Annotated in this window: 10 protein-coding genes and 1 other RNA gene; 7 read left to right on the top strand and 4 right to left on the bottom strand. The window is 69.0% G+C overall.

Annotated elements, in window-relative coordinates:
* On the top strand, positions 1–691 hold a 691-nt coding region (locus tag PO768_RS25330; RefSeq protein WP_272648252.1), incomplete at its 5' end, for a hypothetical protein.
* A 13-nt stretch (positions 692–704) separates the two neighbouring features.
* On the opposite strand, the gene PO768_RS25325 is transcribed toward PO768_RS25330, so the two are convergent.
* Complete coding sequence (locus PO768_RS25325; protein ID WP_272648251.1) at positions 705–1,553, bottom strand: LysR substrate-binding domain-containing protein; 849 nt, start codon at positions 1,551–1,553, stop codon at positions 705–707.
* Between the two features lie 86 nt (positions 1,554–1,639).
* Here PO768_RS25325 and PO768_RS25320 point away from each other — a divergent pair, with 86 nt between their 5' ends.
* On the top strand, positions 1,640–2,530 hold the full coding sequence (locus tag PO768_RS25320) for a DMT family transporter (RefSeq protein WP_272648250.1): 891 nt from the start codon (positions 1,640–1,642) through the stop codon (positions 2,528–2,530).
* A 16-nt stretch (positions 2,531–2,546) separates the two neighbouring features.
* An RNA gene (rnpB, locus tag PO768_RS25315) (RNase P RNA component class A) lies at positions 2,547–2,920 on the top strand.
* 61 nt (positions 2,921–2,981) lie between these two features.
* Here the strand turns inward: rnpB and PO768_RS25310 are convergent.
* Entirely contained in the window at positions 2,982–3,968 is a 987-nt protein-coding gene (locus PO768_RS25310; protein ID WP_272648249.1) for a Gfo/Idh/MocA family protein, read from the bottom strand.
* A gap of 111 nt (positions 3,969–4,079) precedes the next feature.
* On the opposite strand from PO768_RS25310, the gene PO768_RS25305 reads away from it, so the two are divergent.
* Together PO768_RS25305 and PO768_RS25300 are read left to right on the top strand one after the other, a co-directional pair.
* Positions 4,080–5,285: a multidrug effflux MFS transporter gene (locus PO768_RS25305; protein ID WP_272648248.1), complete on the top strand. Its 1,206-nt coding sequence runs from the start codon at positions 4,080–4,082 to the stop codon at positions 5,283–5,285.
* A gap of 74 nt (positions 5,286–5,359) precedes the next feature.
* Positions 5,360–6,334: a carbonic anhydrase gene (locus PO768_RS25300; RefSeq protein ID WP_272648247.1), complete on the top strand. Its 975-nt coding sequence runs from the start codon at positions 5,360–5,362 to the stop codon at positions 6,332–6,334.
* Positions 6,335–6,337: 3 nt separating this feature from the next.
* On the opposite strand, the gene PO768_RS25295 is transcribed toward PO768_RS25300, so the two are convergent.
* Both PO768_RS25295 and PO768_RS25290 read right to left on the bottom strand, forming a co-directional pair.
* Entirely contained in the window at positions 6,338–8,650 is a 2,313-nt protein-coding gene (locus PO768_RS25295; protein ID WP_272648246.1) for an ATP-binding protein, read from the bottom strand.
* A gap of 125 nt (positions 8,651–8,775) precedes the next feature.
* A complete protein-coding gene (locus tag PO768_RS25290) occupies positions 8,776–9,819 on the bottom strand; it encodes an ornithine cyclodeaminase (protein WP_272648245.1) in 1,044 nt (347 codons plus the stop codon).
* A 139-nt stretch (positions 9,820–9,958) separates the two neighbouring features.
* Here PO768_RS25290 and PO768_RS25285 point away from each other — a divergent pair, with 139 nt between their 5' ends.
* Together PO768_RS25285 and PO768_RS25280 are read left to right on the top strand one after the other, a co-directional pair.
* Positions 9,959–10,390 (top strand): Lrp/AsnC family transcriptional regulator, encoded by a 432-nt coding sequence (locus tag PO768_RS25285; RefSeq protein WP_137941181.1) that lies wholly within the window; start codon positions 9,959–9,961, stop codon positions 10,388–10,390.
* A 105-nt stretch (positions 10,391–10,495) separates the two neighbouring features.
* Positions 10,496–11,953: methyl-accepting chemotaxis protein (locus tag PO768_RS25280; RefSeq protein ID WP_272648244.1), on the top strand; the 1,458-nt coding region annotated here is incomplete at its 3' end.

Here is an 11,953-nt window from a genome sequence, read left to right as displayed (position 1 = left end):
GCTGCGCCTGCGCCGCAGCAGCGATGCGCTGGCGCCGGAGCAGCCGCTGCTGCTGGCCGCCGGTGCGCCGCCGCTGCGCTGGCTGGCGGGGCTGATGCTGCTGTGGCTGGGCGCGCTGTGGCTGGACCAGTGGAGCTCGCTGAACCCGGGCTCGCCGTGGATCGACTATGCCGCCGCGGTGCTGATGCCGCTGGGCCTGCTGCTGAGCTGGGCCGCGCTCTGGGCCCTGGTGACCCAGCTGTTCCAGCACCGCTTCCCCTTCGCCAGCCATCTGTGGCGGGCCCTGGTCGGCGTGGCGCTGATGAGCCTGGTGGGCGCGCTGCTGCCGCTGCTGGCCTATGCCTTCTCGCTGCGCCAGCTGCTGCCGCTGGAAGGGCTGATCCTGCCGCTCGGGCTGGCTGGTCTTGTGTATTGGCATGGCAGTCTGGTCTGGCCGCGCGGCCGGCGGGCGCTGGCCTGGGGGGTGCTGGGTTTTCTGGTCTGCTCGCAGGCCTTGCTGGTGGCCAGGCGGCTGGACCAGCAGCACTGGTTCGGCCCGCCGTACTTGAGCGCGCTGCCGCCGCCGGCGCTGCGCCTGGTCGCGCCCAAGCCGCCCGAAGCGCTGATCGATTCGCTGCGTCCGCTGGAGGCCGAGCTGGCCCGCCAGGCCAAGAAGGACGACGAGGAACAGGCCGAAGACGGCGAGGACTGAAGCGCGCGGCCTGTCAGGCCAGCGTGCGCAGCGCCAGCTCCTGCATCGCATCGGCCGCCGCCGATGTGCGCGAGGCCCGGCTGCGCAGCAGGGCCACGGCCATCGTGGGCAGCGGCGGCAGGCCCTGCTTGTCGCCGAGGATCTGCAGGCCCGGCGGCACGCTGCAGCGCGTCAGCACGGCCACCGCCAGCCCGCTCCCGACCGCCGCCAGCTGGCCCGCCAGGCTGGCGCTGTGATAGACGATGCGGTGGCCGCGCCGCTGCGCGTTCAGTGCCGCCAGCGCATCGCGGCGCGCCATGCTGCCGCTTTCGTAGACGGCCACCGGCAGCGGCTCGCGCCGCCAGGCCTCGTGCTGCGCGGCCCCGACCCAGACCAGGGGTTCGTCGAACAGATGGGTGCCGCGGCCGGGCTTGTCCTGCGAGACCAGGGCCAGATCCAGCTCGCCGCGCTGCACCTGCGGGATCAGCGCGGTCGACTGCTCGCAGACCAGCTCGATCTCGACCCCGGCATGGCGGTTCGCGAAGCTGCGCAGCAGCGGCGTCAGATAGCCGGCTGCATAGTCGTCGGGCACGCCGAAACGCAGCCGTCCGCCCAGCTGCGGGCCGTGCAGCGCGGTCAGTGCCTCGCCATGCAGCTCCAGCATGCGGCGCGCAAAACCCAGCAGCTCCTGGCCGCTCGGAGTCAGCTCCAGATGGCGCGGGCCGCGCAGCAGCACCGGCCGGCCGACGGCCTCTTCCAGCTTCTGCAGCTGCATGCTGACGGCCGATTGCGAGCGGTGCAGCAGCGGTGCGGCGGCCGATAGCGAGCCGGCATCGACCACCGCGACGAAGGCGCGGAGCCAGTCCAGTTGCAGATCCCGCATCGCTCGCTCCAGCTATTCGATAAGCGAATGGTAGCCAGCAAAACTATCCGCTTCACAGGATTTGCCGGCTGGCCGAGCATCGCGGCATGCCTGCATCGACACTCGCTCCCGCACCGACGGCCTCTCGCGAAGAACGCCAGGGCCAGGCCCTGATGCTGGCCGGCGGCCTGCTGCTGGGCACGCTCGGCGTGTTTCTGGAGGAGGCCGGCCAGGATCCGCTGACGGCGGTCTGGTTCCGCTGTGCCTTCGGCGCTCTGGCCCTGCTGGTCTGGGGCCTGGCCAGCGCTCGCCTGGGCGAGCTGCGGTTGGCGCGGCGCGGCCTGCTGGCCGCCGTCGCGGCCGGCCTGCTGATGCTGGTCAACTGGGTGCTGTTCTTCGCGGCCATCGAGCGCAGCTCGATCGCGGTGGCCACCGTGGTCTTCCATGTGCAGCCGCTGCTGGTGATGGCTTTCGGCGTGCTGTTCCTGCGCGAGCCCTTCAGCCGCCGGCAGGGCGCGGCGGTGCTCATCGCGCTGCTGGGGCTGGCGCTGGCCACCGGCCTGCTGGACCAATGGCGGGAGATTGACTCCGCCTATGGCTGGGGCCTGCTGATGTGCCTGGGCGGCTCGTTCAGCTATGCCGCCGTGACCCTGATCGCGAAATCGGTGCGCGGGGTCAGTTCCTTCGCACTGTCCTGGTGGCAGTGCGCGGTCGGCAGCGTGGTGCTGCTGGCCTGGCCGCTGACGCAGGGCTGGCCGGCCTGGGGTGCGGCCTGGGGCTGGCTGGCCGGTCTGGGCCTGATACACACGGGCCTCGCCTATGTGCTGCTCTATGCCGGCATCAACCGGCTGCCGGCCGGCCGCATCGCGCTGCTGCAGTTCGTCTATCCGGCGGCGGCGGTGCTGGTCGACTGGGCCGTCTACGGGCGTGCCTTGAGTCCGTTGCAGTTGCTGGGCGTCGCGATGATGGCGGGTGCGATTGCGAGCCTGAAGCGATGAACGATAATGTGGCCGTGAAGCAAGCCAGACCGCCGCTGGCCCGATCAGGGAAACCTGGGGCTGGAGGAAGGTCCGGACTGCATAGAGCGGCGTAGCAGCTAACGGCTGTCCGGCGTGAGCCGAGGATCAGAGCAACAGAGACGAGTCGATCAAACGTGCGGGGTGCAAGCCCTGCGGGACCATGAGCGCAGCCCATGGGATCGGGTGAAACGGGCAATCTCTACGCGCAGCAACACCAAGTAGGCCAGTATCGAGGCGGCTCGCTGAGCTGGCGGGTAGGTGGCACCGAGCCGGGCAGTGATGCCCGGCCCAGAGGAATGGCGGTCACAGGACCAAAGCCCGCAAGGGTCAGGTCTTGCACAGAATCCGGCCTATCGGCTTGCTTCACTCTTACTTTTGATTGGCGTGACAGACCGCCCGAGCGAAGCGAGTAGCTCTGTCACCCACTGACTTAGCGGGTTGTCAGCAGCGCCTCGATGGTCTGCTGCACGGCCAGCGCCTCGGCATAGCCGGGCAGGCTGTGCGAGCGGCCCTCGATCAGCGCCACCCATTGGTCCAGCTGGTCGGCCTGGCTGCTGGCTCGCAGCGCGTCGGACGAACCCAGCGGCTGCCAGCCCTCGCTGCGGCGCTGCTGGGTCACGCCGAACCATTCACGCAGCTCGACCTCGCCCTCGCTGGCGCGCCACAGCATGCGGTTGTGGTCGGGCACCGGCACGTCGCTGGCCACCCGGGCGGCGATGCGGATGGGTACGCCGGCCGCTTCGAGCCGGGCGTTCAAGGCGGTCTCGGCGCTGCGGCCGTCGGCGGGGTAATCGACCTGGCTGTCCAGCACCTCGGCATGACCCAGCACGCGCTGCAGTACGAAGACGAAGTGCGACAGCACCTCGCGGGTGAAGCCGCCTTCCTCGCGCTCGGCCAGCCAGGCGCCGGCACCGGCCTGCCAGGGGCGCGGCCAGGCGGCGAAGGCCACCTCGAGTTCGACCGAGCTCAGCGGGCCCAGCGGCAGCCTGGAGGCCGCGCCGAAGGCCAGTTGCAGCGCGCCCAGGCCCGGCGCTGAAGCCAGCGAGAAATCCACTGCAGCGCGCTGCTTCTCGCGGGCGATGCGGGCGATGGCCTCCTGTGCGGCGGGAAAGTCCACCGTCAGCGGCTTCTCGCAGAACACCGCCAGGCCGGCATCGAAGGCCAGATGCGACAGGCTCATGTGCGCAGCGGGCGGTGTCGCGATATAGAGGCTGTGCAGGCCGGGTGTGGCGATCAGCTGCTCCGCACTGGCCGCAGCCTGTAGCTGCGGGTAGGCGGCCAAGGTCTGGGCCACGGCCGCCGGATTGGCATCCCAGACCCAGGCGGCGCGCAGCCGCTGGTGGGTGGCCAGACGGGCCAGCATGCGCTGGCCCATCACGCCCAGGCCGATGATGCCGATGTTCAAGGGTTCCGTCATTGTTCCGTCATGCCATAGCCACAGGAGTGCCGAGTTTAGAGGGCGCCGCTACACTGCGGCACTGCCCATCAGACCTGCCGACCGAGCGGGCGTGTAGCGCACAAAACCCCGATGAATCCCGATGCCAGCACCCTTTGGCGCGCACCGCGCTGGGCTCTTGCCGTCCTGCTGGCCTGTCTGGGCATGGTGGGGCCGTTCTCGATCGACACCTATCTGCCGGCCTTCTCCGGCATCGCGCAGGCGCTGAATGCGACGCCGGTCGAGATGCAGCAGACCCTGTCCAGCTATCTGCTGGGCTTTGCGGTGATGAATCTGTTCCATGGCGCGCTGTCCGACAGCTTCGGCCGCCGCCCGGTGGTGCTGTGGGGCATGGTGGTGTTCACCTTGGCCTCGCTGGGCTGCGCGCTGGCCGGCACGATAGGCCAGCTGGTGTTCTGGCGCACCGTGCAGGGCATGTCCGCCGGTGCCGGCGTGGTGGTCTCGCGGGCCATCATCCGCGATATGTTCCCGCCCTCGGAGGCGCAGCGGGTGATGTCCCAGGTGACGATCTTCTTCGGCATCGCGCCGGCGATCGCGCCGATGGTGGGCGGCTTTCTGTTTGTCCATGCCGACTGGCACTCGATTTTTTGGTTCCTGGTGCTGATCGGCGCGGCCCTGGTGGTGGCGAACTGGCGGCTGCTGCCCGAGACCCTGCACCAGGATCAGAAGCAGCCCTTCCACATCGGCTCGCTGATGCGCGGCTACCGGCAGATGTGCACCAACCGGCGCTTCCTCCTCCTGGCCCTGGCCAGCGGCATCCCGTTCAACGGCATGTTTCTCTATGTGCTGGCGGCCCCGGTGTTTCTGGGCGAGCACCTGCATCTGGCGCCGACCCAGTTCTTCTGGTTCTTCTGCTTCTCGATCGGCGGCATCATGGGCGGGGCCTGGTTGAGCGGCCGGCTGGCCGGCAAGATCAAGCCGCGCCACCAGATCCGCCATGGCTTCGTCATCATGCTGCTGGTCTCGGTGCTGAATGTGACGCTGAACCTGCTGCTGGAGCCCAGCCCCTTCTGGGCTCTGCCGGTGATCGCGGTCTTTGCCTTTGGCTGGGCGCTGATGGTGCCGGTCGTGACGCTGATGGTGCTGGACCAGGCGCCGGACCGGCGCGGCATGGCTTCCTCTTTGCAGGCCTGCATCGGCAGCGCGGCCAATGGCCTGGTGGCCGGTGTCGTCGTGCCACTGGTGATGCACTCGACCGTGGCGCTGGCGCTGGCCTCGATGTGCATGATGGGCATAGGCCTGGTGGCCTGGATCAAGGTCAAGCCGCAGATGTACTGACGCGGCTCAAGAGCGGCGCCGCTCGGCCGATGAAGACGGGGTGGGGGGCCGCATGGGCGGCGCCGGAAGAAATCATGTTGTCATCGATACGGGCGCTTTCGCCCGGCCATGCCTGTCTGTTGATGCTGCTGTTCGTCGCCTCGGCCGCCGTGGCCCAGGGCCGGCCGGCGGCCATGAGCACCAGCAAAGCGCCGAAGCCGCCCGTGGCAGCGGCCGTGGTCGAGCCGGCAGCCGGCGATGAGTCGGCCGAGGTGCTGCGCCAGCGACTGGCCGAACGCCTGACGTCGAAGACCGAGCCCATCGCCCCGCCCAAGGCACGCAGCCGCGTCGACGAACGTGGCAGCAGGCCCGCGCCGGCCAAGCCGGCCGCGCAGATCCACTGGGCCTATGGCGGCGAAGGTGCGCCCGAGCATTGGGGCGGGCTCAAGCCCGAGTACCGCCTCTGCGCCATCGGCACCCGCCAGAGCCCGATCGATATCCGCGACGGCATCCGCGTCGATCTGGAACCCATCCAGTTCGACTACAAGCCCAGCGGCTTCGCGGTGCTGGACACCGGCCACACGGTGCAGGTCAATATCGCGCCGGGCAACTTCCTGCAGGTGATGGGGCGGCGCTTCGAGCTGCAGCAGTTCCATTTCCATCGGCCCAGCGAGGAACGCATCAATGGCCGCCAGTTCGATATGGTGGCCCATCTGGTGCACAAGGACGCCGAGGGCCGGCTCGCGGTGCTGGCCGTGCTGCTGGAGCGCGGCCCCATCCATCAGGCCCTGGTGCAGACCGTCTGGAACAATCTGCCGCTGGAAAAACACGAGGCGCAGCCGGGGCCGGGCACGCTGGACCTGCTGCAGCTGCTGCCCGAGGACCGCGCCTACTACACCTATATGGGCTCGCTGACGACGCCGCCCTGCAGCGAGGGCGTGCTGTGGATGGTGATGCGCCAGCCGGTGCAGCTGTCGGGCGAGCAGATCGAGATCTTTGCCAAGCTCTACCCGATGAATGCCCGCCCGCTGCAGAAGGATTCGGGCCGACTGATCAAGCAGAGCCGCTAGCCCTCAGTTCGTCGGTGTGGCCTGCCTGCTGAGCCACAGCCGCAAGGTGGCGAACAGCTGCTCGGCCACCACCGGCTTGGCCACATGGTCGTTCATGCCGGCGTCCAGGCAGCGCTGGCGCTCTTCGGCAAAGGCATTGGCCGTCATCGCCAGGATGGGCAGATCGCGGCCGCGCGCGCTGCGGCGTATCGTGCGGGTCGCGTCCAGACCGTCCATCACGGGCATCTGCACATCCATCAGCACCAGCGCATAGTCCTGCCGCTCCACCATGTCCACCGCCTGCTGGCCGTCCTCGGCCACATCGACCTGCAGACCGGCGCTGGACAGCAGGGCCACCGCGACCTCCTGATTGACCGCGGTGTCCTCGGCGAGCAGCACGCGGGTGCCGGCGAAGGACTTCTGCAGCTCCTGCGCCACCTGGTTGCGGCTCAGCGGCAGCGGTAGCCGGGCCCGGCCCTCGAACTTCTCGACCAGCACGGTGAACCAGAACAGGCTGCCGGCCCCCGGCGCGCTCTCGACCCCGACCTCGCCATGCATCAGCCGGGCCAGGCGCCGGCAGATCGCCAGGCCCAGGCCGGTGCCGCCGTAGCGGCGCGTGGTCGAGCTGTCGGCCTGCTCGAAGTCCTGGAACAGACGCTGCTGCACGTCCTCGGCGATGCCGATGCCGCTGTCACGCACCTCGAAGCGCAGCTGCACCGAATTGCCGGACTCCTGGGCCACCTTGGCACTCAGGCGCACAAAGCCCTGGTCGGTGAACTTGACCGCATTGCCGGCGAAGTTCAGCAGCACCTCGGCGATACGCTGCGCATCGCCCAACAGCGGGCGGGCCGCCAGTGCCGGGTCGAGCTCGAGCTCGACCTTCAGCCGCTTTTCGGCCGCGCGCTGCGCCAGCATGCTGGAGATGCCGTCCATCACCTGGCCGACCGTGAACTCGGCGCGGTCCAGCTGCAGCTTGCCGGCCTCGATCTTGGAGAAGTCCAGCACATTGTTGATGACGCTGAGCAGATGCTCGGCGGCGTCGGCCACCTTGCGCAGCCGCTCCTGCTGCTCGGGCTCGACGACATCGCGCCGCACCAGATAGGTCAGGCCGATGATGGCATTCATCGGCGTGCGGATCTCATGGCTCATATTGGCCAGGAAGGCGCTCTTGGCCAGGCTTGCGGCCTGGGCGGCCTGGGTGGCCTCGGCCAGCTCGGCGGTGCGCGCCTGCACCAGTTCTTCCAGATGATGGCGGTAGCGCTCCAGCTCCAGCGCATCGCGGCGCTGGCGCGAGATATCGGTCAGAAAGCCGTGCCACAGCACGCCGGAGCCGTCCTGGCCTTCCTCGCGCTGCGCGATCGCATTGCCATAGAGCCAGCGCTCGCTGCCGTCGGGGTGGTGGGTGCGGAACTCCTGCTGCCAGGGCGTCAGGTGGCGGGCCGAGGCCAGCAGCGAGTCCATCACCGGCTTGCGGTCCTCGGCATGGAGCTGCTCGAACCAGGCGCTGGCATCCTCGGCCAGCTCGTTGGCGCTGAGGCGGAAATAGTCCTTGACCGCCTCGCTGACATAGGCGAACGCGAACTCGCCGTTGCCGCGCAGGCGCAACTGGTAGACCACGCCCGGCACGGTCTCGGCCATGCCGCGCAGCCGGTTGATCAGATCGCGCTGCGACTCGAACTGCTGCTGCAGCGCGTCGCGCATATGTTCCAGATGACCGCCCAGGCGGCCGATTTCGTCATCGCGCTCGCGCTTGAGCCGGGCCGCGAAACGCCCGGCCGCCAGATCGTTGGCGAAGCCGCCGAGCTCGCGCAGCGGCCGCATCACGCGGGAATTCAAGAGCGCCAGGATCAGGGCCAGCGAGATCAGCAGCTGGCCGCCGACGGTGGCGCCGTAGAGCCAGCGCTGGCGCGCCAGCGCGGCGCTGGCCAGATGGTCGTCCAGCTCGATCTGGATATGGCCGATGCGGGCGCTGCCGCGATAGATCTCGCGCTCGCCCTGGTAGAGCTGGCCCTTCTGGCGCTCCGGGAAGCGCATCTCGATGAAGGGCACACCTTGCGAGGCATCGCTGACCCGCACCCGCACCACCTCGGGCGACTTCATGATGGCCGACACCACCTCGCGGGCGGCCACCGCATCCAGGTTCCACAGCAGCTCGGGCAGGCTGGAGGCCAGCACATCGAGCTTGGCCTGCAGCTCGCGCTGCTGGATCTGCTCGGCCTGCTGCGGTTCGCGCAGGCCGATCAGGATGCCGCCGATGATCAGCGCCGGCAGCAGCAGGCCGATGCTGGCGCCCGTTGCAATGGCGACAAACAGCGAGCTGGAAGCTTTGCGGCTCAATATGACCTCGGACACGTCCTGTGCAGGGATGCGTCCGACTGTAACCCCGGCTCAAGCGCGCGATAGCCGGATCTGGACCGGCAAAACGCTACAAACTGCACATCGGCCGCGGCCGACGCCCCGTTTCAGGCGGCGCGCCTGAGCTGGGCGCGCCCGCCCCGGGTGTGGCGGAACAGGTCCTTGGGGTCGTCGGCCGGCGGCACCAGCTCGACCTCCTGGCCGATGCCGAACTCCTGGGCCAGGCGGTAGACCAGGCGCAGCGCCGTGTAGTCCTCCAGCGCGAAGCCCACCGAGTCGAATACTGTCACCTGCTCGCGGCTCTGGCGCCCTTCGGCGCTGCCGGCCAGCACCCGCCACAGATCGACCACCGGATGGTCGGCCGGCAGCTGCTGGATATCGCCTTCGATGCGGGTCTGCGGCTCGTACTCGACAAAGATGCGCGCCGCGCGCAGCACATCGGCATGCAGCTCGGTCTTGCCGGGGCAGTCGCCGCCGACGCCGTTGATGTGCATGCCGGGCTCGATCATCTCGGGGCTGATGATGGTGGCGCGGGTCTTGTCGGCCGTCACCGTCGTGACGATGTCGGCGCCGCGCACCGCCTCGGCCACCGAGCCTGCACGGCGGACCTTCAGCGCCGGGAAGGCGGCCAGATTGCGTTCCAGCTTGGCGGTGGCGGCCGGGTCGATGTCGTAGGCGACGATCTCGCTGATGCCCAGCTGGGTGTGGAAGGCCAGGGCCTGGAACTCGCTTTGCGCGCCGTTGCCGATCAGGGCCATGCGGCGCGAGTCGGGCCGGGCCAGCGCCTTGGCGGCCATCGCCGAGGTGGCGGCGGTGCGCAGCGCCGTGGTCAGTGTCAACTCCGACAGCAGCAGCGGATAGCCGCTGGCCACATCGGCCAGCACGCCGAAGGCCATCACCGTGTACATGCCGCGGCTGGTGTTGACCGGGTGGCCGTTGACATACTTGAAGGCATAGCGATGGGCATCGGCCACCGGCATCAGCTCGATCACGCCCTGGGCGGAATGGCTGGCCACGCGGGCCGACTTGTCGAAATCCTCCCAGCGCAGAAAGTCTTCGCGCAAGGCCTCGCTGAGCTCGGCCATCAGCGCGGCGACGCCACGTCGTTGCAACAGCTGGGTCAGGGCGGGTACGTCTACAAAGCGTGTCATCGAAAGTCTCCGGGCGCGGGCTGGCGTTTTTGCTGGCCGCTTTGCGCAAATTCTGAAGAGGAGTGCAGCTAACGAAAAGATGGCAAAGCGACCAATTTGTCCGGTTTGCTAGACAAAGTGTCAGCATAAAATTGGCGTTATGGCCAATATCGATGACACCGACCGCGAATTGATCGCCTTGCTGCGCGACAACGCCCGCCTGCCTGTCGTCGCGCTGGCCCGCCAGCTGCGGGTGGCGCGGGCGACGGTGCAGAACCGCATCGCCCGGCTGGAGCGCGAGGGGGTGATCGTCGGCTACAGCGTGCGCCTGCGGCCTGCCGCCGAGGCCCAGCGCATCCGCGCGCTGATGAGCATCGCGGTCGAGGGCAACCGCGCCGCCGAGGTGCTGCGCGAGCTGCGCGGCCATCCCAATGTGGCGGCCCTGCACAGCACCAACGGGCGCTGGGATCTGGTCGCCGAGCTGCGCTCCGACACCTTGGAAGAGTTCGACCGGGTGCTCAGCGGCGTGCGCCTGATCGAGGGCATCGCGCACACCGAGACCAGCATCCTCTTGTCCACGCACAAGGTCTGAAGGCGGGGCGCGTGACCGAGTTCACGCGCTAACTGGTGTTTACCCTTGGTTCCGGGGCTTGGCCTGTCTACACTCGTGCGCTTTGCGCCCAGCCCCCGGAGCCCCATGCTGAAGACCATCAAAAGCCGCCTGATCGCGATCTGCATCCTGATCGTGATTGCCGCCATCGGCGTGGCGACCCTGGCCAGTTATCTGAGTGTCAGCGGCCATGCCCAGCGCCAGGTGCTGGCCCAGCTGAACGATCTGGGCGAGGCCCATGCCGGCACGATGGGAGGCTGGGTCAAGGCGCAGAAGGACATCGTCAGTGCGCTGACGCCGGCCGCCGCGCTGGACAGCCCCCAGCCCATGCTGGAGCAGGCCTTGAAGTCCGGCCGCCTGGACCTGGCCTATCTGGGCAGCGCCGACAAGCGCATGGTCTCGGTGCCGGATCGCCAGCGCCCGGCCGAGTACGACCCGACCGCGCGTCCCTGGTACAAGCTGGCCGAGGCCAGCGACGCGGCGGTGATCACCGCGCCCTATATCGCCTCGTCGAGCAAGAAGCTGGTGGTCAGCTTCGCGATGGCCATCAAGGCCGGTGGCAGCACCCGCGCGGTGGCCGGCACCGATGTGGCACTGGACGATGTGATCGCGACCTTGAAGTCGATCAAGCCGACGCCCAGCGGCTTTGCTTTCCTGGTCGAGCCGGGTGGCAAGATCGTCGCCCACCCGGACGCCGCGCTGACGCTCAAGCCGGTGGCCGAGCTGTCGGCCGCGCTGAGCCCGGCGCTGCTGGCCCGTGCCGCCGGCGCCGAGCTGGTCGAGGCCGAGATCGGCGCACAGGACTTCTTCCTGAAGGCCACCCGCGTGCCCGGCACCGACTGGACCCTGGTGACCGCCGCCGAGCGCGGCGAGGCGCTGGCCGCGCTGAGCGATCTGCTGGCCACCGCCGGTGTGGCCCTGGTCGCGGTGGCGGTGGTCGCGGCGCTGCTGTCGGCGCTGGCCATCGGCGTGATGCTCAAGGGCTTGGCCGGCGTGCGCGATGCGATGGACGAGATCGGCTCGGGCAATGGTGACCTGACCCAGCGTCTGCTCGCCCGCGGCGAGGATGAGATCGCCGACATCGCCCGCTCCTTCAATCTCTTTGTCGCCAAGATTGACACGGTGATGCGCGAGGTGCGCGCCACCAGCGAGGACATGGCGGTGGCGGCGCGCCAGATCGCCTCGGGCAACCAGGACCTGAGCCAGCGCACCGAGGAGACCGCCAGCAATCTGCAGCAGACCGCCAGCTCGATGGAGGAGCTGACCAGTACCGTGCGCCACAGCGCCGATGCCGCCGCCAGCGCCAACCAGCTGGCCGCCACCGCCTCGGGCGTGGCCCAGCGCGGCGGCGCCGTGGTGGGCCAGGTGGTCAGCACGATGGAGCAGATCAACGGCGCCAGCCGCCGCATCGCCGACATCATCGGCACCATCGATGGCATCGCTTTCCAGACCAATATCCTGGCGCTGAATGCGGCGGTCGAGGCGGCGCGTGCCGGCGAGCAGGGCCGCGGCTTCGCGGTCGTGGCCAGCGAGGTGCGGGCGCTG

Source organism: Paucibacter sp. XJ19-41, assembly GCF_028462495.1.
Lineage (GTDB): Bacteria > Pseudomonadota > Gammaproteobacteria > Burkholderiales > Burkholderiaceae_C > Roseateles_E.
This window is presented reverse-complemented; position numbering and strand designations above follow the sequence as displayed.